We start from the raw sequence: 22396 nt of genomic DNA on the forward strand, positions 1-22396 counted from the left end.
TTGAGCCCTCGGGCTGTGCAGCTGACTGCAGACAAACAATGAAAATCGGTTTGTCTGCAGTTTTTTATTTGTTAATAATTAATTCCTATGGTGACGCGGTTGCGTTGCCCGAGAAAGCAAGAGCGCATCGAAAACGGTAAAAGAAGAGAAGATGGAAAACCTGCATAAGGTGCTCATTCGGCTGGAAAGGTACCCTTATAGAAGAGGAAGAGCCTGCATAAGGGTACCTTTAGGCTGGAAAGGTACCCTTATAGAAGAGGGAAAGCCTGCATAAGGGTATCTTTAGGCTGGAAAGGTGCCCTTATAGAAGAGGAAGAGCCTGCATAAGGGTATCTTTAGGCTGGAAAGGTACCCTTATAGAAGAGGGAAAGCCTGCATAAGGGTATCTTTAGGCTGGAAAGGTGCCCTTATAGAAGAGGAAGAGCCTGCATAAGGGTATATTTAGGCTGGAAAGGTACCCTTATAGAAGAGGGAAAGCCTGCATAAGGGTATCTTTAGGCTGGAAAGGTGCCCTTATAGAAGAGGAAGAGCCTGCATAAGGGTATATTTAGGCTGGAAAGGTACCCTTATAGAAGAGGAAGAGCCTGCATAAGGGTATATTTAGGCTGGAAAGGTGCCCTTATAGAGGTGAGGAAGGCTGCTTAAGTGTACCATTCGGCTAGAATAGTGCGCATCGAAAACGGTGAAAGGAGTGTTTTTCTCACCTAAACCTTCTTCTGGAAAGCCTCCTTTTCAGAGAATAGCACTGAACTTAACTTAAAAAAGCCCGCAGCTTCATGCGGGCTTTCTGCTTACATCTTTCGTTCTCTTTTCACCTGTCTGAAGAAAAATACTTCATAAATAACCGGTATCAAAATCAACGTTAATAGGGTAGACGAGGTAAGCCCTCCAATTACGGTAACTGCCAGCCCTTTTGAAATCAGGGTGCCTGATGAGGTCGTGAACGCTAATGGAATCAAGGCAGCGATTGTCGCAAAAGCTGTCATCAGGATTGGGCGGAGCCTTGTGATGCCGGCTTCAATAAGCGCCTCACGGATTGGCATACTTTTCTCTGTACGGTTCTGGCCAATTCGGTCGACCATGACAATCGCATTGGTCGTAACGATTCCAATCAGCATCAGCAGCCCAATCATCACGCTTACTGACATTGGTTCATCGGCAATCCACAGTCCCAGCAAAGAGCCGATTGGAACGAAAATCAAAGATGACAGGATGATGAACGGAATCCTTGCCTGACCGAATGTAATCAGCATGGTCAGATAGACAAGCCCGATGGCCACGACCATCGCAATTCCTAGCTGAGTGAATGTTTCAACTGTCTCATCACTGCCGCCTCCGCCCTCAAGGGACACACCATCAGGCAGTTCAATGTCATTTTGGACACCATCAATAACGGCATTCGAAACAGCTCTAATATCATTTGAATCAATTTGTGCAGAAACTCGGGCAAATATCTTGCCATCTAATTTCTGGATTGAAGTGAATGCTTCCGTTTCAGTGATATTGGCGATTTCGGTGATTGGAACAGGTCCTTGTTGTGTGAAAATCACCGTGTTTTTTAGGTCCTCAATTGTTTCGGACTTTTCATTATAGGTTATGGCAACACGACGTTCTTCACCACCGAGTTTCATAATACCAGCATCAACGGGCTTTGTTTTATCAGTGATTGTACCAAGAATTTGGAATCCCGAAATCCCTAATTGAGCAGTTTTTTCAGGGTCGATGTCTACAATAATTTGTTTTTGTTTTTCGGAAAAATTGTTAGAAACATATTTTAAGTCTTCTTGTTTCATCATGTATTCTTCTACCCTGGCAGCTGCGTCCTGCAAGACGGCCAGATCAGTAGAGTACAAGTCAATGTTGACATTATTATTTGATGGCGGGCCGCCTGTAGATTGTTCCTGGATACCGATTTTGGCATCTGGCTCGATTGATAGAACGATTTCTTCCATCTCTTTTTCAAGCTGAGGTATAAACTCGGAAACACTAGCGCCATCTCCAAGACTGATAAAATAGTTCGCCTGGTTCTGGCGTTTGAGACCAGTCTGGAAATCCCGGCTGCCAATTCCAACGGTAACATCATTAATTTGCTTTTGCTCTGCGAACATGTTCTCGACCTTCAAGGAGACTTCATTTGTCTTTTCAAGTGAAGTAGAAGAGGGCAGCTGGAAAGTAGCCACTAGCAGCTTTTGCTCTTCATTAGGGATAAAGGTAAAACCAAGGCCTTTGACAAGGAATCCTGAACCAGCAAGCAGGGCAATGGAAAGGAAGATGACAAGAGCTTTATGGTTCAGGGACCATTTGATTGAAGATGCATATGCTCTCTGCAAAGCACCTACCTTTTCTTCCTTTGGCACCTTCTTGAATGAGAATTTTGCCAGTATTGGAACGATAGTAACGGCTACAATTAATGACGCCAGCAAAGAAAATACAATCGTTAGAGCAAAAGGAAGGAAGAATTCCCCGGTAATTCCTCCGACTAGTCCTAACGGCAAAAATACTACAACCGTGGTGATTGTGGATGAAGTGATCGCCTTCAGAATTTCCTTAGTGGAATCCTGAATCAAATCATCTGTCATATCTTTGTTCGCTTTGCGGACTCTGCGGAAGATGTTCTCAATAACTACGATACTATCATCGACCACCCGGCCAACGGCCACAGCCATACCGCCAAGTGTCATGATGTTCAATGAAATATCAAGCTGGTTCAAAAAGATTGACGAAATCAATAGTGACAGCGGAATCGATACAATGGCAATAATCGTCGCTCTAAAGTTCCTGAGGAAAATCAGAACAGCAATTGAAGCGAACAGGGCTCCGAGCAGCCCTTCCTTTACCAGGGTATTTACCGATTTTTCAATTCCTTCCGCAGAATCGAAACCAATCGCGTAATCGAGACGGTCGTCATAGCTATTGATGACCGCTAAAACCCTCTCTGCTACTTCGACCGTATTAGCATCCTGCTTTTTTGTGATGGCCATCGATAAAGATTCTTTCTCATTGTAGCGTGTGATTTCCGGTTTTTCCGTTATAATCTCAACCGAGGCAATTTCCCCTAGTTTAACTGGTGGAGCATCAGGTACAAACTTGGACTGAATCACCAGGTTTTCGAGTTCTTTGATTTCCTCAATTTTTTCCTGGACCCTTACAGGAATCTGGATTTCGTTTTCATTCAAGTTGCCAGCAGGAAAGCTGAATTTCTTGCTATTGATTGTTTCTTTAATCTCATTCAAGCTAAGGGCAAGCTGGGAAGCCTTTTCCTGATCAACGGTAATTTGGAGAATGTCCTCAGTCATACCGCCAACTGAAACACTGTTTATTCCCTGGATTTTGTTCAGTTCAGGAATGATTTCTTCGTTCACAAGCTGTTCCAGGTCCCGATCACCTTTGGCAAAAAGGGAAATATTGAAAATCGGGAATGTGCCAAATGAAAATCGGTTTACACTTGTCTGTACATTTTCAGGAAGTCCTGCCTCCTTAATGAAGGAATTGACCTGCTGTTCAGCATCATCCAGTTCGGTATCAAAAGGGAATTCAAGATTGATGATTGAGATGCTTTCAAATGAAGAACTCTGGAGTTTCTTGATCCCATCAATTCCCTTGAATTTGGTTTCTAGATTCTCTGTCACTTGCTCATTTATATCCTGAGGCGATGCCCCTGGATAAATGACTTCAACAGAAAGTTGTGGGAACTCGATATTCGGCAGTAAATCGACCTTCAGGCGAGTGAAGGAATACAGTCCGCCGAGTATCAATAAAAAGGAGATGATAAAAACAGCAAAAGCATTTTTAAGACTGAATTTTGTTAAAAAACCCATTAGGTTTACCTCATTTCTTTCAAAAGTTATGCTCTTATTCTATATGTCTTCTATGTACATTTCATTTTTAAACTGTAAAAATTTTAAATAGATTTTCCGCATGGATTGTTACTTTGTGACAAAGCTTAACCTGCACTGGGACTCTTTACAAAAAATTCTAAGATAGGTATAACAACAAAGGTGAAAAGGGCATAAAAAAGGTCCGGATTCACTCCGAACCTCAAAAGCTATTATTTTCGTTTAATAACAATTTCCTCATTCTCAAAGATTGCTTGTAATTCAACTGCATCCGGCTCTTCAAGTATGAAGTCCGCGATGGAATCCTCGATCTGTTCCTGAATCGAGCGACGCAGAGGGCGGGCGCCAAACGCAGGGTGGTATCCAAGCTCAGCAAGCTTTTCCTTAACTTCAGTTTCCACCTCAAGGCTAATATCTTGCTCTGAAAGTGTATTCTTCAGTTCAACAAGCATCAAGTCGACAATTTGAAGAAGATGCTCTTTTTCAAGTGCCTTGAACTCGATGATGCTGTCGAAGCGGTTCAGGAATTCTGGCTTGAAGAAGCCCCCTAGGGATTCAAGGATACTTGATTCATTGACTGCTGTGTTCTGGTCAAATCCGACCTTGATTGTTTTATGTCCGACTCCTGCATTGCTTGTCATGATGATGACAGTGTCCTTGAAGCTTACAGTGCGACCCTGGCTGTCTGTTAAACGGCCATCCTCAAGAATCTGCAGGAACATGTGCTGGACATCTGGATGAGCTTTTTCGATTTCATCCACTAGAATTATGCTGTACGGGTTGCGACGAACCTTTTCGGTCAGCTGGCCAGCTTCATCATGGCCTACATATCCTGGGGGCGAACCAATCAGCTTCGAAACACTGTGCTTTTCCATATATTCACTCATGTCAAGACGAACCATGGCATCTTTAGAGCCAAAAAGCTCTTCTGCCAAAGTTTTGGTCAATTCCGTTTTACCGACACCTGTTGGTCCCACAAATAGGAAGGACCCAATTGGGCGGTTCTTTGACTTAAGACCAGCACGGCTGCGGCGGATTGCTTTTGCTACTTTCTGCACAGCTTCCTCTTGTCCGATCACTTTGCCATTAAGGTTGACAACAAGGCTCTTAATCCTTGCTTGTTCGTCCTCCTGAAGCTTGCCCACTGGAATTCCAGTCTTCGTCTCGATGATTTCCTGGATATGCTGGACTGTTACAACAGGGCGTACTGCATGACCATTGTCGTTTAATGCTTTTTCCAGCTTTGCTTCCTCGTCACGAAGCTTTGCAGCTGTTTCATAGTCTTCATGCTTCAATGCTTCTTCCTTTTTCTTTGCGATTTCAGTAAGGCGGCTTTCGGCATCATTTTTATCTGTATAGTCAGAAACGAGGTTAAGCTTCGAACCGGCTTCATCCATTAAATCGATTGCTTTGTCAGGAAGGAAGCGATCCTGGATATAACGATGTGATAGCTGTACACATGCCTTGATTGTTTCTTCTGAAAAGGAAACCTGATGGAAATCTTCGTACTTGGACTGGATTCCTTTCAGGATTTCGACAGCCTCATCAACTGTTGGCTCCAACACATGTACTGGCTGAAAGCGTCTCTCGAGAGCTGCATCCTTTTCAATCTGACGATATTCCTTTAGAGTTGTCGCACCAACTACTTGTAGTTCACCGCGGGCAAGTGCTGGCTTCAGGATATTGCCTGCATCCATGGATCCTTCGGCTGAACCTGCACCAACAAGCTGGTGGATTTCATCAATGAACAGAATGATATTTTTCCGAGCTTGTAATTCAGAAATAAGCTGTTTCATTCTCTCCTCAAATTGCCCGCGAATTCCTGTATTGGAAACCATAGAGGCTACATCCAGAAGATAAACTTCCTTGTTCTTCAGCTTATCTGGGACAGCACCTTCAATAATCTTTAGAGCGAGTCCTTCAGCAATGGCTGTTTTACCCACACCAGGTTCACCAATAAGCACAGGGTTGTTTTTATTTCTTCTATTTAAAATCTCGATCACTCGTTTTACTTCATCATCTCGTCCAATTACCGGGTCAATCAAGCCGGTCTTTGCGATTTGGGTCAAATTTCTTCCATATTGATCGATAAAGCCATTTCCTCCGCCAGCTGTTTTCGTAGCAGCAGCGGCCGGGTTATGGTTTTGGTTTTGGTTTTGATTTTGATTATTACCTGAAAACTGTTTGAACATATCGTTAAAAGGCGAGCCGACAAAGCCGGGAAATCCGGACATCGGATTGCCAAAGGAAGCACCTAATTTCTCTTTTTCTGTTTGGTAGCAATCTTCGCAGAGCATTAAATGCTTCTGATTACCGTTTAAATTTACTCTCAACTGGATATTTGCATGTTTTTCCTGGCAATTTTGGCAAAGCATTTAAATTCCTCCTTCAAAAATGTAATTTCTATTTAAAATGATCAAAGGTATTTGTTTTGACTTTGACTATCTTTGATCAATTTAGTTTTATTATAATTTGACCTTATTTGACTTTCAACAATTTTGATTGTGGTAATTTTTAGTAAACATTTCTGTAAGATTCTCCTTTTAAAAAAAGCTCGTCATGGTTTGTCTATCCTTACATATATTGAAAAGGAGGGAGGGGAACGATTTGAAGACGAATTGGGGTGCTGCCTTTCAAATCGCTGCTGTTTATGTTGGTACTGTTGTGGGAGCCGGCTTTGCGACGGGGAGGGAAATCGTTGAATTCTTTTCCCGCTTTGGCATATTTGGATTGATTGGAGTTTTCATGGCGGGATACATTCTTACATATCTTGGTGCAAAATTAATGCGCATCGCAGCAGCTATCGGGGCCCAATCTTATGAAGAAATGAATGTACACTTATTTGGGAAATTTTTTGGGAGAATCATCAATATAATGATGCTTTTTATGCTGCTTGGAGTTTGTGCTGTTATGCTTTCAGGTGCAGGGGCAGTTTTTGAGGAGCAGCTTGGATTGACCAAATCGCTTGGCATCTTTGTCACGATTGCATTGTCACTTGCCGTTATGGTCGTCGGGTTGAAGGGCATTTTTGCTGTTAATACCTTTGTTGTGCCGATGATGATCTTGTTCAGTCTGATTTTATTTTTCTTGTCAGTCAGGTTGCCTGGATTCATAGAGCAGGTCGTCTTTATTCCATATGCAGAGGATGGCTGGAAGGCGGTCATCGGTCCGTTTTCTTATACAGCCCTGAACCTATCGCTTGCCCAGGCAGTGCTAGTTCCTGTTGCAGCAGAGATGAAAGACGATAATACTGTAAAATGGGGAGGAATCCTCGGCGGGATTGCGCTGACTTTAATCCTGCTTTCAAGTCATTTGACCTTAATCATGCTCCCTGGGTTCGAAACATTTGAAATACCGATGGCAGTTGTCATGAAGCAGCTAGCTGCAGGACTTTACTGGATTTTTGTCCTGATTGTATATGGTGAAATCTTCACATCTGTAATTGGCAATATTTTTGGGCTTGAAAGGCAGATTCAAAAATATATTAAGTTGCCAAGCCTGCTCGTTGTCTCACTGCTCTTCTTAATTTGTTATTTCATCAGCTTGATCGATTATGGAACACTTCTATCAATCTTGTACCCAGTTTTTGGCTATATCAGTTTAATCTTTATAGTGTTGTTATGGATGAAACCAGTTAATGCGAATAAATAAAAAAGAAGGGGAGCAGCCCCTTCTTTATTTATTCTCTTTCATGATCGTCTTGGCCATCTCTAGGAATGCGTTACGGTGGTCAGCCTCTTCTTTTGTGAATAGAGTCAGCTTTAAAGGTTGTTCCTCATTTTTAATTAAATAAGTAGTGACAATGTCTGATCCACTTTTAGTTTCCATTGCCCAAGTATTGTTGAAGAATGGGTCTTCGGGTGTTTGGGCTTCTTTTACCTCGGGGCCAACAGCGGCAAGTTGTGCTTTTGAATTTTCCTCTACTAAAGCCCACTCTGCGTCAGCTGGAAGCAATTCTATCCTCATGAACACACTGTCGTCTTCAGTCCACATCAGTACATCTTTGTTAGGTTCCTCTGCTGACAATTCATATTCAGGCAAAACATACATGGAGTAGTGTTGATTATCATTGTATTTCAAGAAAGCAGTTTCTTCCTTTTGTTCGCCATTCACTGTATAAGCAATGTTTTGCTCCATAATGCGGATTAAGCCCTCTTCAGTATCTTTCTCCTGCTCTGTTTTCTTTTGGTCTTCTTCATTTTTTTCTGGCGCAGCAGCCGGATGGGCTGCAGGTGCCTTGTCTGTTGACTCAGATTCTTCGGGAGAACCACAGCCTGCAATGAATAATGCTGATAATCCGATAATTGCAAATGACTTAGCTAATTTGTTCATGTCTAATTGCCCCCTGTTATTTCGTATGGTGATTTCTACATTTTTAGACGGAATATAATAACGAAAGTTACAATACTTGTCGCATTTACAAAAATATCATGGACAGGCAGATAGGACAATAATAAAAATGACCCATAAGCCAATGAGTGGCATGGGTCATTTTAAGGGTGCAAAGCTTACCTTAGCTTAGAGGAATGAAAACAAATAATAATAAATCAAAGACGATGTGAGAGACAATAACGAGTGGCATGCTTCGTTTCCAAGCATATAAAATACTCCACGCCAGTCCGGCGATCATTGCGGCTAGTACAAGAATGAACTCCCCGGAATAGAGATGGACGGAAGCATATAATATTACTGACAGGCCAATCGACATTTTCAAACTAAAGTATTTGCTAAGTCGTTTTTGGATAAATCCCCGCCAAAAGATTTCTTCGCCGGGAGCCAGGATTAACACCAAGACGAGATAATGCCAGAATAATTCAGGTGAGAACCTACTGTACAGACGCGAGATTTGATTGGCGAAAGGTAGATTAAGCATCTCGATCAAGAAGCTTCCGAGCCAAAAGAGGCCAAATAAACCGAGACCTGAAGCAATTCCTAACGTTAAATATGTTAGTGTGGATGTATCGTCCTCGATTTCTTCGTTTATGATGGAATAACTGATCAGAACCAGCATCGAAGCTGTGAATATATACCAGAATACGTCTTTATCCTCGAAGGTAAAAAATAGCAGTAGATGAGCGATCAAAATACCAATAATTAATCTGCGATCCGCCATCCAATTTTTCATTTTTCATAAAACCCCTTTCCAGAAACAAAATTTATTGTACCAAATAATTCATTAAATTTGTAAGGAAATGATTTCTTCCAGATGGGGCATGGTAATAATGAACGAAAATATGAATGGAGGGAAGATCATGTCAGAATCAAAGCGCGAGAGGGAGCGTAATTGGACTGTACGAAAGCAGGACCAGCACCCGCATGGAAAAGTAAAATCCTTTAAGGAACTCGCTGGGAAGGAAAATAAGGAATAAAGAAGAAAAAGCAGCTGAGGCTGCTTTTGGTATTTTTAAAATAAAGTAAAAATTTTTACACTTAAAACAGTTTCTAGCTCCAGCGCCTAGCCCCTCGAGTCGCTTCGGTCCGCCCAATGAAGTCAAAGAGCGACTTCAATTGTCGGCCCTCCAGCGCTTGTCGGGGCTGAGCAAGCCGCTTGCGCTTTCTAGTTTAATAGGCTGTTTCTTTAACAATTTTATAGTTTTTATGATTGATGACAGTGCGTTGATCGAGCTCTAAATCCCGGAAATTGTTCATATATGTTAAATCAACAATAACCGAGTTTTCATTGACCTTTTCTACAACACCTTGCAATCCTTCTTTGAATTCGATTACATTTCCAACATCGGCTTTCTTCAAATAAACTCGCTCCTTCGTTATATTTCGAATTACTAACATTTTGCCTTAATTTTTACCTAGCGTAAAGGAAAATCGCATTAAATTTCAAATGTTCACGAAATTTTCATTTTATAAAAGTTAGAAAATTCAATTTATATTATCTATTATATAGAATAATCATATTTCCATCCAGCGGAAATTTAAAATGTTCTCGTCATTTCATTTCCCCTTTTACAAATCTTGAAACAGTTGGGTTTTGCAAATTGAGTAATAGGAGATAAAATAGTTTTAGCTTAAGAAACAGAGGTGGTTTATTTGGATAAAGAACAGGCTGTCCGAATGCTGGAAAGTTTGAAAAATAAAGAAGTGGAAGAAATCTTTGTCTCGAAACGGGATTTTATGGAATTTCGTGAATTCCTCGTAAAAAGGGATGACTTTAAACACTTCAGGGGAATCGCCCAAAGAGGCGGAGATGTCATTTTTAGATATGTGGACGAGGCGAGGAGCTAAACTGTGAAAAAAACTTTGTGCTAAGGTAAATTTTACTATCCCTATTAGTGGAATAGTAGTAAAATATTAACACAGACTGATGAGGTGATCGCTGATGGAAACTGTGTGCCCTGAAAAAATAATGGAAGAAATCGAACATAAAAGAAGTGAAATGATTTCAGCAGCAAGGGAAACAGGGTTTCTAAGCGTTCAAACCATATCAGCAAGCCAGGAACTTGATAAGCTTTTAAATATGATTCAGGAAGAACTACATATTTTTTCAAAATAAATTTTGCGGGAACACTAAAAAAGTGTTCCTTTTTATTTGGATAAAATTGGTTGAAAATTCACTTTTTTATGATGTGGTGTTAAACTTTTCATAAGCCTTTTATAGAGAGAAAACAAGAGTCACTCACAAGGGGAGGAAAAAGGAATGGAATTGGTAAATAAACTAGAGCAGTTAAAAATAGAAATTAGTAAAATCGTGGTCGGACGAGAGCATGAGGTAGAGATGATGGTAATCGCGCTTTTGAATAATGGCCATATTCTGATGGAAAGTGTGCCAGGAACGGGGAAAACATTGCTTGCTAAAACATTTGCAAAAGGTATAAGCGGTCATTTTTCAAGGATCCAATTTACACCTGATGTTTTGCCTAGTGATATTACCGGTATCCAGTTTTTCAATCCGAAGCTTCAGGAATTCGAATTAAAACCTGGTCCAATTGTCACTAATATTCTTCTGGCAGATGAAATTAACCGTGCAACTCCACGGACGCAATCAAGCCTGCTGGAGGCGATGGAGGAAAACCAGGTAACGATTGATGGCCATACGATTTCCTTGAAATCCCCTTTCCTCGTTATCGCAACCCAGAACCCGGTGGAATCACAGCAGGGGACATTCCAGCTTCCGGTTGCACAGATGGACCGTTTCTTTATTAAACTATCTCTTGGGTATCCAGAAGTAAAAGAAGAGAGGGAAATGATTAAGAAACATCGGTTTGGGATTGCAACGACAGAGGTCAACTCCGTAATAAGTGAGGAAGATATCAATTCTATAAAGGAGGAACTCAAGAATGTAAAGTTAACTGAGGTGGTCGAAGAGTATCTATTGCAAATCACCCGCAAAACAAGGAATCATCCTTCTATAGAATTAGGGATCAGCCCTCGGGGAACGCTTGCTTTAGTAAAGGCTGCTCAAGGAAGGGCACTTATAAAGGGGCGCAGCTATGTAGTACCAAATGATGTGAAGGAGATGGCGCCTTTTGTGTTAGGACACAGAATTTATCTATCTGCGGAGGCTTCGCTGACGATGACACCAGAAAAAGTAGTCGAGGATTTGCTGGAATCTATTCCGCTTCCGGTTGAAGTTGAGGTATAAGCCAATGCAATGGAAAAAAATCGTCATTGAGGACCGTTTTCTGTCCATATTGGCTTTTCTCGGAATCCTTTTACTGATTTCAAGCTTTTACATAAATTCCTGGCTGATGTTTGGAGCCGGACTGATGATTATTTTTATGGCAGCCGGTAATTCTTATTATCTGAAACATATTGGCGAAGGCTTGTTTTTTGATAACAGCCGCAAGCGAAATCGTTTTTTTATCGGAGACAAAGGGGAGTGGAGCCTTCAGTTCCTTAATCAAGGTCTGCCGATCATGAAAGGCAATCTCTCCATCTATTTTGACAGTGCTGTTGTCCCTGTTGCAGGCGAGTATCATATCCATTCGGCCAGAGTTGATGTAAGCCTGCCATTTTCAATGGGACAAAAAGAAAAAGTCAACATCAAAATTCCTTTTATAGCTGAAAAGCGGGGATTATCAAAAATTAGAAAAATGGAGCTCCATATCCCGCATTTCTTTGGGTTCGGCGATACGATTCTCGAGTTCTCTGACGTTATCAACATAGAGGCACTCGTCTATCCTAAGGCTATTTCAGTGCGCAATATCGATAAACATAAGTCAGTTAAGCCTGGACACAATCCATCCAATTTTTCATTGTTTGAAGATAATATGGGGCCAATCGGAACAAGAGATTATCTGCCGACAGACAGCTTCAATAGAATCAACTGGAAAGCAAGTGCAAGGAAAATGACATTACAAACGAAAGAGTATGAGCGGATCAATGAGGCAGGTGCGGTTCTTTTCATCAATGTTAGTGACGGCTATTCAGTGACTAGCAAGCTGGAATTTTTGATGAGCAGCACAGCAGAAATGGCTTACTTTTTTCATAAGCGGAATATTCCCTTCTCGCTCTGCATGAATATCAGGTCTGCAGGATTCACACCATTTACCTATCTGCCATTAGGGTCTGGCAAGGATCACCTGCAAAAGCTGCTTGATTTATTGGCAATTGCAGACTTTCATTCACCAACTATTCCACATGAGCAGGTGCTATTTTTTTATAAAAGGCATTTACCGATTGCACCAACCATGATACATGCAGGGATTCGTTCAACAGGATCAGATGGATATATCCAGGAATGGTTAAGAGAGGGAGTTCAATTATTAGAACTGCAAATGCATAACGAAAATGCCTTCCTTGAACCAATGAAAATGATGTTGAAGGATGTGTCTGGCAAATGAAAAGCAGGGTTTTAAATGTCTTTTTTCGTTTTTATATAGAATGGACCTTTGCAAGCCTCATATTTGTGATATTTCATTTGCTATCTTCCCAACAAATGCCTTTACTGGCAACCATGGGAACAGCTGCCGCTGCCTCAATACTTTTTACCATTCTATTGGAGCTGAAGCCAATTCTAGCAAAGCCTATATATATTCTGGTCATCATCCCGCTTCTCTTTGTGACAGGCAGTTTGAGTAATCTGGAGCATTTTTACACTGGGATTATGGCAATATTGATTTTTTGGAGGGTGCTTAAATTCCACCAGGATTCAACAAGTCATTCAGAAAGTGTATGGCTTGTGGTTACCTTTCTGATTGGGGTGTTCGTTTCACCGCTTGCTTATTTTTATGGCGGGTCCTATTTAATCCAAGTCGTCTTCCTTTTAATCTTTCAGCTGCTGTTTATATTATCTGGGCAATTCTTGCTCAAGTGGATGGATGTTGAACTAGGCTCGAAAAATAGATTTGCTGTCACCTACTCGAAGCTGCTGGGTTTTATATTGCTCCTGGTTTCGGTATTGACGTTTGGGAGAGGCATTCTGAAAGAAATTTTCTTTATTGCCCTGCAAGTGATAGGATGGACACTCTCTCTTCTGTTATATCCTTTGTTTGCCTGGATTGCCTCTCCAAGTATGCAAGCCAGGGCAAATAAAGTATTCTCCGGGCAAATGCCCAATATTGAAAATGACACATCGATCGAGCAGGCCAGGCAGGTTTTCGATCCTGATCTTTGGGGTCCTATCCTGTTTGCAGTAATAATTGGATTTGCTTTTTACTTTATATATAAAAAGTCCAATTTATTTAGGAGACAGCCCGAGGAAGAAGCGGTACAAGCAGGGGTTGTTACCACAACTCCCATTGATGGTTCAATAAGCAGCGGCCTTCTGACAAGAATGCGGACAGCAGTTCCAGACAACTTTATAAGGAAGGAAATCTTTCAGCTCGAAAAATATGCCCATAAAAAGGAGCTAGGAAGGCTTCATCATGAGGATGTTAGGGAATGGTTCGACAGACTTGGCATCCAATATGACCTACGGACCATTCAGGCATACGAATGGGTCAGGTATGGCGAGCATTTGGATGAACAAATGAATGGGTGGTTCAAGGCTGAAGTCAAAGAAATAAAAAAACAATTCAATACACTGGAAAAATTACAGAAGGAAAAGGGCAAAACAGGGTTGAAAGATAACATAAAGAACATCTTCAGGCGATGAAATATGTTTTTGTCACAATTTCGATAAAATGAAAACGTTTTACTGAAAAAAATGCTCTAAACCTTTAAAAATCAAGGTTTTTTCATTGTCTAAGCCTATCCAAAATGCTATTCTTTTGTGTGGGATGCCAATTCTAATTTCTGCGGAAATGATTGGAAACAATATATGGTGTGAAAGAACAATACAAATGGGTAAAATACAAATATCATTTTAGCGGCCTAAAGTTTTGACCTTTCGCTGAATTGAACCATTTAGTTTGGAAGGCATCATGTATGGTCATCTTAATCATCTATTTAAAAGGAGAATGATATAGTATGGTACAAAAACAATTCAAGGTTGTTGCTGAAACAGGAATTCACGCACGTCCTGCTACGATGCTTGTACAGGCTGCAAGCAAGTTCGATTCAGAAATCCACTTAGAATATAAAGAAAAAAAGGTTAACCTTAAGTCAATCATGGGTGTAATGTCATTAGGAATCGGCCAGGGAGCAGATATCACAATCTTCGCTGAAGGAAGCGACGAGCAAGATGCTCTTAATACACTAGAAGAAGCTCTTAAAAAAGAAGGTTTAGCTGAATAATGGGCTTTCTCCAGGGAATTGCCGCTTCAAACGGCATTGCAATCGCGAAAGCCTATAAGCTGGTTGAACCGGATTTTTCTTTTGAAAAAAGAACAATAGAGGCTCCTGCTGAAGAAATTGCGCGTTTCCAGTCAGCGCTTCAGACATCAAAAGCTGAGCTTGAAAAGATCCGCGATCATGCGGGAACGGCTTTAGGTGCTGATAAAGCAGCGATTTTTGATGCTCATCTTCTAGTATTGAGCGATCCAGAATTAATTTCACCCATCGAAGATAAAATCAAAACTGAAAATGTCAATGCAGAGCATGCTTTGAAAGAAACTGCTGACATGTTCATTGGCATGTTCGAATCAATGGACAATGAATATATGAAAGAGCGAGCAGCTGATATCCGCGATGTGACCAAACGAGTTCTAGCACATTTGTTAGGAATTCAAATACCGAACCCAAGCATGATCGCTGAAGAAGTGGTCATCGTGGCTGAGGATTTGACTCCATCTGATACTGCACAGCTAAATCGCCAATTTGTAAAAGGCTTTACAACGAATATCGGCGGCCGAACTTCCCACTCAGCAATCATGGCTCGTTCAATGGAAATTCCTGCAGTCGTAGGTACGAAAGCAGCTACAGAAGAAATCAACAACGGGGATATCGTCGTTGTTGACGGATTGAAGGGCGAAGTACATTTCAATCCAACTCCTGAAGTGCTTGAAGCTTATAAGAAGGTTCAGGAAGATTTCGAAAAGCAAAAAGCTGAATGGGCTAAGCTGGTCAATGAAAAATCAGTTACAGCTGACGGCCATCATGTAGAACTTGCAGCAAATATCGGTACGCCTAAGGATTTAAAAGGTGTAGTCGAAAATGGCGGCGAGGGCATTGGACTTTATCGTACAGAATTCCTATATATGGACAGGGACCAGCTTCCTACAGAAGAGGAACAATATACAGCATATAAGGCAGTGCTAGAAGGCATGGAAGGCAAGCCAGTCGTTGTCCGAACTTTGGATATCGGCGGAGACAAAGAACTTCCGTATTTGAACCTGCCTAAAGAAATGAACCCGTTCCTTGGCTTCAGGGCAATCCGCCTTTGCCTTGAGGAAGTGGAAATTTTCCGCACTCAACTGCGCGCTCTTTTACGTGCCAGTGTGCATGGCAACCTGAAGGTTATGTTCCCGATGATTGCTACTCTTAATGAGTTCAGGGAAGCAAAATCAATGCTTGAAGAAGAAAAGGCGAAATTGGTTGAGGAAGGCATCGAGGTTGCTGAGCATATCGAGCTTGGCATCATGGTTGAGATTCCTTCTACTGCAGTCCTTGCAGACCAATTTGCTAAGGAAGTCGACTTCTTCAGCATTGGAACAAATGACTTGATTCAATACACAATGGCAGCGGACAGGATGAACCAGCAAGTATCATACCTGTATCAGCCATACAACCCATCAATCCTTCGTCTTGTGAAAATGGTCATTGATGCTGCTCATAAGGAAGGCAAGTGGGCTGGTATGTGCGGAGAAATGGCCGGAGACGAAACGGCGATTCCAATCCTGCTTGGCCTTGGCCTTGACGAGTTCTCCATGAGTGCTTCTTCCATTCTGAAAGCACGCTCATTGATCAGGAACTTAAACAAAGCGGATATGGAGAAGTTGGCTTCTGATGTGTTGAACATGAGCACAACAGAAGAAGTCGTAGAAGCAGTAAACCAGGCAATTTCTTTGTAACATAATTGTAATATAAAAAAAGTTTTAACCTATATAGAGCGGGTATAGATGAGTAAGCACTTTGGTTAGACTGAAAGTAAGCTAATCATTCTCATTTTCCCCCAGATTTGGCCGGCTGTTTATCAGCCGGCATTTTTTTGTGCTTAAGTTTTTTAATGTCAGATGAAAAAGCAACTTCAGACTGGTTCAGAGGAAAAAGCAGAAAAGCTGTCAGAAGAGGGAGCAACTTCAGACAAGTTCAGAGGAAAAGGCAGAAAAGCTGTCAAAAGAAAGAGCAACTTCAGACAGGTTCAGAGGAAAAAGCAGAAAAGCTGTCAAAAGAAAGAGCAACTTTAGACAGGTTCAGAGGAAAAGGCAGAAAAGCTGTAAGAAGAAGGAGCAACTTCAGACAGGTTCAGAGGAAAAAGCAGAAAACCAGTCAGAAGAAGAAGCAACTTCAGACAGATTCAAAAAGTCCTCATAACTGTCCGCTTAAGACTGTACAATTAAAAAAGCTGCCTGTCACACAGCTCGGCAGCTTCTAAGCTTTAAAAGGATTCTTCCATTCCATCAGCATTCCATAATTTAAGGATTCTTCGTCCTCAAGGTAATTTGCTACGGGTTTGACCGGTGTACGACCGCAGCGCAGTAGAAATGAAACGACAGGGTCCTTCAATTCACCTTGAAGCACCTTTTCAACATATTCCTCAATGGACAATTCGGCGGAATGCGAGTGGTAACCTGGTATCCGGCCACCGCCCAAAAGCCGTTCGAGCCCCAATTGCACAACGGTCTCATACATAGATTGCATCATCCATTTTCCAAGGCCCAATTTGCGATAAGCAGGACTTATGCATATGTCGACAATGTAGAGAGTATTGCCCTCCGGGTCATGATTCCGTATATAGCCATTATCAGTTATTTCTGCCCAAGAATGGTCTTCGTCACCATTGTCTAAATGAACAATCAAGCCAGTTATTGAACCGGCGATTCTGCCACCGATTTCGACGCAGAGTGCACCTTCCGGAAATAAGCTAATATGATTGGTCAGTTGTTCGGTATTCCACAAGAGTTCTTCTGGAAACGGGGGAGGGAAGGCTTCCCTCTGTACCTGGATCAACTGGTCAAAATCAGCTTTCGTGTAGTTTCTTATGACGGATTTTACTGGTTTGTTGCTGTCGTAAACATAAAGCTCTTTATAAAACATATCCGCACCTCGAAAATATAGTATAAGCACAGTATAAAAAGATTGCGAACACAAGGTCAAATCGTTAAGTGTAAAAAAGTATGTTCCTCAATGAAGATTCTAGTTGTTGCCTATTATTGGTTAGTCAAAAATAGGTTTAGAACTATTACAGGAAGGGTAAACTAATATTGCGCATAAAATGGTAGATCGTTCTGGAGGCCGAGGAGTAAATTCTCGGCCTTTTGTTATGTCTAATGTTAAAATATAACTAAAATTGCAAAGGGAAGAAGGAGTACATATGCTGTCTAAAGAAAATACGGTTATTGGCTTTATTGGTACAGGAGTTATGGGGAAAAGCATGGCGGGCCATCTGCTTGATGCGGGTTATCAGCTCACCGTATATACCAGAACAAAGGATAAGGCTGCTGATCTGCTGGATAAAGGAGCGGTATGGTCAGAATCACCGCGAGATGTAGCACAGAAGGCAGATGTTGTTTTTACGATCGTTGGCTATCCATCAGACGTGAAAGAGGTTTATTTGGGGGAGAACGGTCTCATCGCCCATGCCAAGCCTGGTAGTTATTTAATTGATATGACAACTTCGACTCCTTCCCTTGCAAAAGAGATTTATGAAAAGGCAAAAGAGAAGGAGGTTCATGCAATTGATGCGCCTGTTTCCGGCGGGGACATCGGTGCCCGTGAAGCAAGGCTTGCTATCATGGCAGGTGGCGATGATGAGGCTTTTCTTCAGGTAGAGCCCTTGCTCAATATCCTTGGCACTAATATTGTTCATCAGGGTCAGGCTGGTGCAGGTCAGCACACAAAAATGTGCAACCAAATTGCGATTGCTTCCAATATGGTCGGTGTGTGCGAAGCGATTATCTATGCAGAAAACTCTGGCCTTGATCCTGAAACCGTATTGAAGAGCATATCGACAGGAGCTGCAGGCAGTTGGTCGCTTTCCAATCTGGCACCAAGGATGATTGATGGTAATTTCGAGCCAGGGTTTTACATCAAGCACTTTATCAAGGACATGAAAATCGCCCTGGATGAAGCGAAGCGTATGGACATGCAAGTACCAGGACTTTCTTTGGCGTTGTCGCTATATGAGCAAATCGCGGAAAAAGGCGAAGAAAACAGCGGTACACAGGCACTATATAAGTACTGGAAACAATTATAATATTTTCTAGTCATAGACCCCTCCCCAGGTAAAGATACTAAAACCTAAAGGAGGGGATTTTTATGGCTAAAAGGACGAAAAAGAACGACCCGCAGCAAAAGAACAAAAAGGGTTTTGACTCTGCTGTAATTGATTCTGAGTTTTCACATGAAATTGGCAGTGCAGCAACCAATAAGATCCATAAGGATAAGGCGAAAAAAGAGAAAGCTTCTAAGAATAACGGGAAATACAAGGGATAATAAAAAGCCGTTCCTGCCGATGAGGAACGGCTTTCCACTTTACTTCCGCAAATAACTTTCCAAACGATCGAGCCCTTCTTTTAGCGTATCCATTGAGTATGCGTAGGAAAGTCTGAAATATCCTTCTCCTAATTCAGAGAATGCACTCCCTGGAACCACTGCCAGCTTCGCTTCATTAACCAATTCCATACAAAAATCAAATGATGAGATATTGGATGCCGGAATTTTGACAAAAAAGTAAAACGCGCCATCAGGCTTGATTACATCAAGACCCATGGACTGTAGTCTGTTGAATACATAATCCAGCCTTGAAGCATACTCCTGCTTCATTGGCAATGCGTCATCAATCCCGGCTGTTAACGCCTCTAAAGCAGCCATTTGTGAAATCGAAGTCGCACATGTCACATTGTATTGATGCACTTTCAGAATATGTTTTGCAAGATATTCAGGTGCAAATAGCATCCCTATTCGCCAGCCGGTCATCGAGTGGGATTTGGATAGTCCATTGATAACAATGGTTTTTTCTTTCATGAACTGAGCAATTGAAACATGCTGCTGCTCATAAACAAGCTCACTATAGATTTCATCTGCCAGGACAAAGAGTTCTCTGTCTTTTAGTAGTTGTGCAATTTCTTTCAGTTCCTCTTCATTCAAGCTGACCCCGGTCGGATTTGATGGATATGGTAGGACGATACACCTTGTTTTGTCGGTGATCAGGCTATCAATCAACTCGGCAGTCATCCTGAATTGTGTATTCCTGATATCCGCATAGACCGGTATAGCACCGCAAAGTTTGATAATTGGTTCATACCCTGGGTAAACAGGCCCGGGGATGATGACTTCACATCCTTCTTCTAGAATGGTCCTGAAAGTTATATCAATAGCCTCACTTGCTCCTACAGTGATAATTGCTTCATGTTCTGCTGAATAATCGACATTATATTTTTTGCGGTAAAAGTCCGTCGCAGCCTTCCTAAGCTGAATCAGTCCTGCGTTATGGGTATATGTAGTGATGTTATCATCTATCGCTTTCTTGCCAGCTTCTTTGACATGTTCAGGTGTCGGAAAGTCGGGCTGGCCTATGGTCAAGGAAACCATGTCTTTCACATCTGCAACCATATTAAAGAATTTCCGTATTCCCGAGATTTCTATATTTTTTACCCTATTGTTAATTAAATGTTCCACTTCGTTCATCCCTCCGATTGAATATCACTATTTTACCATGATGAATGAGAAAGATGTAAAATTCGTCCTCTCAGGCAAAAAGGTTATTTAAGTGGCGTGGCGAATATTAATTTAAGAAAAAATCAAAAGGGGAGATCCAATTGAATTTGGAAGAGATAAGACAACATTATAAAGAATTTGATGGATGGATCCATTCGCTCAGGGGCCTGTCAGATGTTGAATGGAATAAGCCTATAGGGGATGGGAAATGGTCGGTTGCCGCGGTTGTGTCGCATTTGCTTTTCTGGGATCAATACTCATTAAAGGAAAGGTTCCCTTATTTCAAAGAAGGAGCTGAATTGCCTTCCTACCCTGATTTTCAAAGTGTCAACGAACGAGCACGTGAATACGCAGAAAGTACCACAAAAGAAGAGGTTCTCGGTGGCCTTCTTGCTGTTCGAGGAGAATTCCATAAGATGCTTGAAGAAATGGACAATGCCAAGCTGGCTGTGTCATTTAAAATTTCCGAACACCATATGACAGTTGGGGAATATTTCATCGATTTTATCCAGCACGACCTTCATCATCAAAAGCAAGTAGATGTAGCATTAGGCAGGACATTGGTCAAATAATTAACATGGCAAACCGAGCTTTCGGTTTGCTTTTTTATTTGGTCTCAGAACTTGGTTGGTAAATTCTCCAACGGATTTTGCCGTTTTCGTGACAATAGAACATTTTTAGTTTGAAGCACCTTGATTCTCAAGTCTTTGACTAAACAGTTTAAATAGTCGTGCCGATAAGAGGTATATAGTACTAATTTTATATAGAGAAGGAAGAACATTATGAATGATAGCAGTATTTTATTAGAATCAGGCACGAATGAACTGGAAATTGTCGAGTTCGGCATTGGCCAGAATAAATTTGCGATAAATGTCATGAAAGTGAAAGAAATCCTCAATCCTGTACCTGTAGTGGCAATTCCGAACGCCCATCCATTTGTTGAGGGAATCATGGAGCTTAGGGGAGAAGTGCTGCCGGTCATCAATGTCGCTGCTGCGCTGGGCCTAAAGGAGTCAACAAATCCACAGCAGGACAAGTTAATTGTCGCCGAATTCAATCAGATGAAGACAGTCTTCCATGTCCATACCGTTTCGCAAATTCACCGCATATCCTGGGCTCAAATTGAGAAGCCGTCAGACATGTATCAGGGACAGGAGAGCCAAATAATCGGAGTAATCAAGTTAGGCGGAGAAATGGTACTTTTCCTGGACTTTGAAAAAATCCTGCTTGAGATTAATCCTGATTCTGGAATCAAGGTCAGCGATGTCAAGAAACTTGGTCCGAGGGAGCGATCTTTGAAGAAAATCGTGATTGCGGAAGACTCTGCGATGTTAAGAAAAATGCTTCATGACACTTTGAGTGAAGCTGGATTCCATTACCTAGAATTTTTCGAGAATGGACAGGATGCCATTACATACCTTGAACACCTGGCAGAGAATACTGACGTTTTTTCACAGGCAGTACAGCTTGTGATTACAGACATCGAAATGCCGCAGATGGATGGACATCACCTGACAAAAAGGATAAAAGAACATCCGGTTCTGGAAAAACTTCCAGTTATCATTTTTTCATCATTAATCACGAATGAACTGCGCCATAAGGGTAGTGTCGTGGGAGCAGATGCCCAGATCAGCAAGCCAGAGATAAATGAACTGGTCCTTAAAATAGATGAATTGATTTTATAAACAAGGCTCTTTTCTCAAACTTTGTTGCTATTGAATACAAAATAGGATTGAATGACTAATGTTTCTTCGCAAAGTTGACTCTTTTTATGAGAAAAGAGCATGCAAACTTAATACCGACCTGCAAAATGGCCTAATATTACGTTAAAATCGGCTTTAGGATTTTAACAACAATCTTTACGAACACAACTATAAATAAAAAAAGAAAGCTGGTTATCAGCTTTCTTTTAAGGGTAGCGTTCTCCGAGCTTCTTGAATACGGGTTTCGCATATTTCCTCGTCTTGCCTGCTCCGGCTGTTTCGGTGGATTCTGTCAATCCTGTGTAGGCTGACAATAACCTTTTCGCGGTGGTCAAAGAGATCGTTGCCCTTGGGTTCCTCACTGACTGATCGAGTTTTCCTAAGTGGGGAAGCTGCTCAAAATCCTGTTTAGTCGGCGGGATATGGAATGTGTAATCACCGCAAACCACTAGTACGTCTGATTGCTGCTGGCTGTTTCTCGGGTTGTTTGAAAAATGGAGTCCTGTTTTTTTAGCTTTGCCTTCACGCAGCATTTTTTTTATCGCATCATGTTTTAACTGATATAAAAACTTCGGATTGGGAGCAGTCTTGGCATGACGGTTCACAGTGAAGATTGCTTGTGAGAGGTTCTCAATCGTTGGACGGAGTAAGGGGATCTTGTTCCTTTCATTATTCAATGGGTTAGGCTCCTTTCATTTTTGT

21 protein-coding genes are annotated in these 22396 nt (G+C 41.6%); 13 read left to right on the plus strand and 8 right to left on the minus strand.

Translation table 11 applies throughout. The annotated features are described in order from the left end of the window. Window positions 1-791: 791 nt before the first annotated feature. Together AC0VX7_RS07780 and AC0VX7_RS07785 are read right to left on the minus strand one after the other, a co-directional pair. On the minus strand, window positions 792-3818 hold the full coding sequence (locus tag AC0VX7_RS07780; protein ID WP_475427369.1) for an efflux RND transporter permease subunit: 3027 nt from the start codon (window positions 3816-3818) through the stop codon (window positions 792-794). 230 nt (window positions 3819-4048) lie between these two features. Further along, window positions 4049-6211: an ATP-dependent Clp protease ATP-binding subunit gene (locus AC0VX7_RS07785; protein WP_475427370.1), complete on the minus strand. Its 2163-nt coding sequence runs from the start codon at window positions 6209-6211 to the stop codon at window positions 4049-4051. Between the two features lie 232 nt (window positions 6212-6443). Between AC0VX7_RS07785 and AC0VX7_RS07790 the strand changes: the two genes are divergently transcribed. After that, a complete protein-coding gene (locus AC0VX7_RS07790) occupies window positions 6444-7487 on the plus strand; it encodes a YkvI family membrane protein (RefSeq protein ID WP_475427371.1) in 1044 nt (347 codons plus the stop codon). Window positions 7488-7511: 24 nt separating this feature from the next. On the opposite strand, the gene AC0VX7_RS07795 is transcribed toward AC0VX7_RS07790, so the two are convergent. Then, window positions 7512-8168: a hypothetical protein gene (locus tag AC0VX7_RS07795; RefSeq protein ID WP_475427372.1), complete on the minus strand. Its 657-nt coding sequence runs from the start codon at window positions 8166-8168 to the stop codon at window positions 7512-7514. 181 nt (window positions 8169-8349) lie between these two features. After that, window positions 8350-8961 carry a lysostaphin resistance A-like protein gene (locus tag AC0VX7_RS07800; RefSeq protein ID WP_475427373.1) on the minus strand — a complete coding sequence of 204 codons (612 nt, stop codon included), beginning with the start codon at window positions 8959-8961 and terminating at the stop codon, window positions 8350-8352. Between the two features lie 127 nt (window positions 8962-9088). On the opposite strand from AC0VX7_RS07800, the gene AC0VX7_RS07805 reads away from it, so the two are divergent. Further along, entirely contained in the window at window positions 9089-9205 is a 117-nt protein-coding gene (locus AC0VX7_RS07805; RefSeq protein WP_225650320.1) for a DUF6254 family protein, read from the plus strand. A 193-nt stretch (window positions 9206-9398) separates the two neighbouring features. Here the strand turns inward: AC0VX7_RS07805 and AC0VX7_RS07810 are convergent, their stop codons facing one another. Next, the gene (locus tag AC0VX7_RS07810) at window positions 9399-9587 is read right to left on the minus strand and encodes a YkvS family protein (protein WP_102262010.1); all 189 of its coding nucleotides are present in this window, start codon (window positions 9585-9587) and stop codon (window positions 9399-9401) included. A 294-nt stretch (window positions 9588-9881) separates the two neighbouring features. On the opposite strand from AC0VX7_RS07810, the gene AC0VX7_RS07815 reads away from it, so the two are divergent. From AC0VX7_RS07815 to ptsP, 7 genes are all read left to right on the plus strand, one after another. Next, a complete protein-coding gene (locus AC0VX7_RS07815; RefSeq protein WP_475427374.1) occupies window positions 9882-10076 on the plus strand; it encodes a hypothetical protein in 195 nt (64 codons plus the stop codon). A gap of 94 nt (window positions 10077-10170) precedes the next feature. Continuing rightward, a complete protein-coding gene (locus AC0VX7_RS07820; RefSeq protein WP_475427375.1) occupies window positions 10171-10344 on the plus strand; it encodes a Spo0E family sporulation regulatory protein-aspartic acid phosphatase in 174 nt (57 codons plus the stop codon). Between the two features lie 144 nt (window positions 10345-10488). Next, window positions 10489-11433, plus strand: a complete 945-nt coding sequence (locus AC0VX7_RS07825) for an AAA family ATPase (protein WP_475427376.1) — start codon at window positions 10489-10491, stop codon at window positions 11431-11433. 4 nt (window positions 11434-11437) lie between these two features. Next, window positions 11438-12634 (plus strand): DUF58 domain-containing protein, encoded by a 1197-nt coding sequence (locus AC0VX7_RS07830; protein WP_475427377.1) that lies wholly within the window; start codon window positions 11438-11440, stop codon window positions 12632-12634. Then, a complete protein-coding gene (locus AC0VX7_RS07835; RefSeq protein ID WP_475427378.1) occupies window positions 12631-13887 on the plus strand; it encodes a hypothetical protein in 1257 nt (418 codons plus the stop codon). Before AC0VX7_RS07830 ends, AC0VX7_RS07835 begins: the two co-directional genes overlap by 4 nt. 314 nt (window positions 13888-14201) lie before the next feature. Beyond that, window positions 14202-14468: a phosphocarrier protein HPr gene (locus tag AC0VX7_RS07840; protein WP_041965588.1), complete on the plus strand. Its 267-nt coding sequence runs from the start codon at window positions 14202-14204 to the stop codon at window positions 14466-14468. Next, window positions 14468-16183 carry a phosphoenolpyruvate--protein phosphotransferase gene (ptsP, locus tag AC0VX7_RS07845; protein ID WP_475427379.1) on the plus strand — a complete coding sequence of 572 codons (1716 nt, stop codon included), beginning with the start codon at window positions 14468-14470 and terminating at the stop codon, window positions 16181-16183. The genes AC0VX7_RS07840 and ptsP overlap by 1 nt, the downstream gene beginning before the upstream one ends. Window positions 16184-16703: 520 nt before the next feature. Here ptsP and AC0VX7_RS07850 read toward each other — a convergent pair. Next, window positions 16704-17369 carry a GNAT family N-acetyltransferase gene (locus AC0VX7_RS07850; protein ID WP_475427380.1) on the minus strand — a complete coding sequence of 222 codons (666 nt, stop codon included), beginning with the start codon at window positions 17367-17369 and terminating at the stop codon, window positions 16704-16706. A 277-nt stretch (window positions 17370-17646) separates the two neighbouring features. On the opposite strand from AC0VX7_RS07850, the gene AC0VX7_RS07855 reads away from it, so the two are divergent. Both AC0VX7_RS07855 and AC0VX7_RS07860 read left to right on the plus strand, forming a co-directional pair. Then, a complete protein-coding gene (locus tag AC0VX7_RS07855; RefSeq protein ID WP_475427381.1) occupies window positions 17647-18528 on the plus strand; it encodes an NAD(P)-dependent oxidoreductase in 882 nt (293 codons plus the stop codon). Window positions 18529-18590: 62 nt separating this feature from the next. Further along, on the plus strand, window positions 18591-18767 hold the full coding sequence (locus tag AC0VX7_RS07860; RefSeq protein ID WP_192473589.1) for a hypothetical protein: 177 nt from the start codon (window positions 18591-18593) through the stop codon (window positions 18765-18767). A gap of 39 nt (window positions 18768-18806) precedes the next feature. On the opposite strand, the gene AC0VX7_RS07865 is transcribed toward AC0VX7_RS07860, so the two are convergent. After that, window positions 18807-19952, minus strand: a complete 1146-nt coding sequence (locus AC0VX7_RS07865) for an aminotransferase A (protein WP_475427382.1) — start codon at window positions 19950-19952, stop codon at window positions 18807-18809. Window positions 19953-20092: 140 nt separating this feature from the next. Between AC0VX7_RS07865 and AC0VX7_RS07870 the strand changes: the two genes are divergently transcribed. Both AC0VX7_RS07870 and AC0VX7_RS07875 read left to right on the plus strand, forming a co-directional pair. Next, window positions 20093-20563 carry a DinB family protein gene (locus tag AC0VX7_RS07870; RefSeq protein WP_475427383.1) on the plus strand — a complete coding sequence of 157 codons (471 nt, stop codon included), beginning with the start codon at window positions 20093-20095 and terminating at the stop codon, window positions 20561-20563. Between the two features lie 210 nt (window positions 20564-20773). Further along, complete coding sequence (locus AC0VX7_RS07875) at window positions 20774-21676, plus strand: chemotaxis protein (RefSeq protein ID WP_475427384.1); 903 nt, start codon at window positions 20774-20776, stop codon at window positions 21674-21676. Window positions 21677-21900: 224 nt separating this feature from the next. Here the strand turns inward: AC0VX7_RS07875 and AC0VX7_RS07880 are convergent, their stop codons facing one another. Further along, window positions 21901-22371: a YkyB family protein gene (locus AC0VX7_RS07880; RefSeq protein ID WP_475427385.1), complete on the minus strand. Its 471-nt coding sequence runs from the start codon at window positions 22369-22371 to the stop codon at window positions 21901-21903. Between the last annotated feature and the right edge of the window lie 25 nt (window positions 22372-22396).

This window comes from Mesobacillus sp. QJM3NY_10 (genome assembly GCF_056173465.1).

Coding starts and splice junctions, on each gene's coding strand:
- AC0VX7_RS07780 (WP_475427369.1), bottom strand. CDS start 3,818: ATGGGTTTTTTAACAAAATTCAGTCTTAAAAATGCTTTTGCTGTTTTT.
- AC0VX7_RS07785 (WP_475427370.1), bottom strand. CDS start 6,211: ATGCTTTGCCAAAATTGCCAGGAAAAACATGCAAATATCCAGTTGAGA.
- AC0VX7_RS07795 (WP_475427372.1), bottom strand. CDS start 8,168: ATGAACAAATTAGCTAAGTCATTTGCAATTATCGGATTATCAGCATTA.
- AC0VX7_RS07800 (WP_475427373.1), bottom strand. CDS start 8,961: ATGAAAAATTGGATGGCGGATCGCAGATTAATTATTGGTATTTTGATC.
- AC0VX7_RS07805 (WP_225650320.1), top strand. CDS start 9,089: ATGTCAGAATCAAAGCGCGAGAGGGAGCGTAATTGGACTGTACGAAAG.
- AC0VX7_RS07820 (WP_475427375.1), top strand. CDS start 10,171: ATGGAAACTGTGTGCCCTGAAAAAATAATGGAAGAAATCGAACATAAA.
- AC0VX7_RS07825 (WP_475427376.1), top strand. CDS start 10,489: ATGGAATTGGTAAATAAACTAGAGCAGTTAAAAATAGAAATTAGTAAA.
- AC0VX7_RS07830 (WP_475427377.1), top strand. CDS start 11,438: ATGCAATGGAAAAAAATCGTCATTGAGGACCGTTTTCTGTCCATATTG.
- AC0VX7_RS07835 (WP_475427378.1), top strand. CDS start 12,631: ATGAAAAGCAGGGTTTTAAATGTCTTTTTTCGTTTTTATATAGAATGG.
- AC0VX7_RS07840 (WP_041965588.1), top strand. CDS start 14,202: ATGGTACAAAAACAATTCAAGGTTGTTGCTGAAACAGGAATTCACGCA.
- ptsP (WP_475427379.1), top strand. CDS start 14,468: ATGGGCTTTCTCCAGGGAATTGCCGCTTCAAACGGCATTGCAATCGCG.
- AC0VX7_RS07850 (WP_475427380.1), bottom strand. CDS start 17,369: ATGTTTTATAAAGAGCTTTATGTTTACGACAGCAACAAACCAGTAAAA.
- AC0VX7_RS07855 (WP_475427381.1), top strand. CDS start 17,647: ATGCTGTCTAAAGAAAATACGGTTATTGGCTTTATTGGTACAGGAGTT.
- AC0VX7_RS07860 (WP_192473589.1), top strand. CDS start 18,591: ATGGCTAAAAGGACGAAAAAGAACGACCCGCAGCAAAAGAACAAAAAG.
- AC0VX7_RS07875 (WP_475427384.1), top strand. CDS start 20,774: ATGAATGATAGCAGTATTTTATTAGAATCAGGCACGAATGAACTGGAA.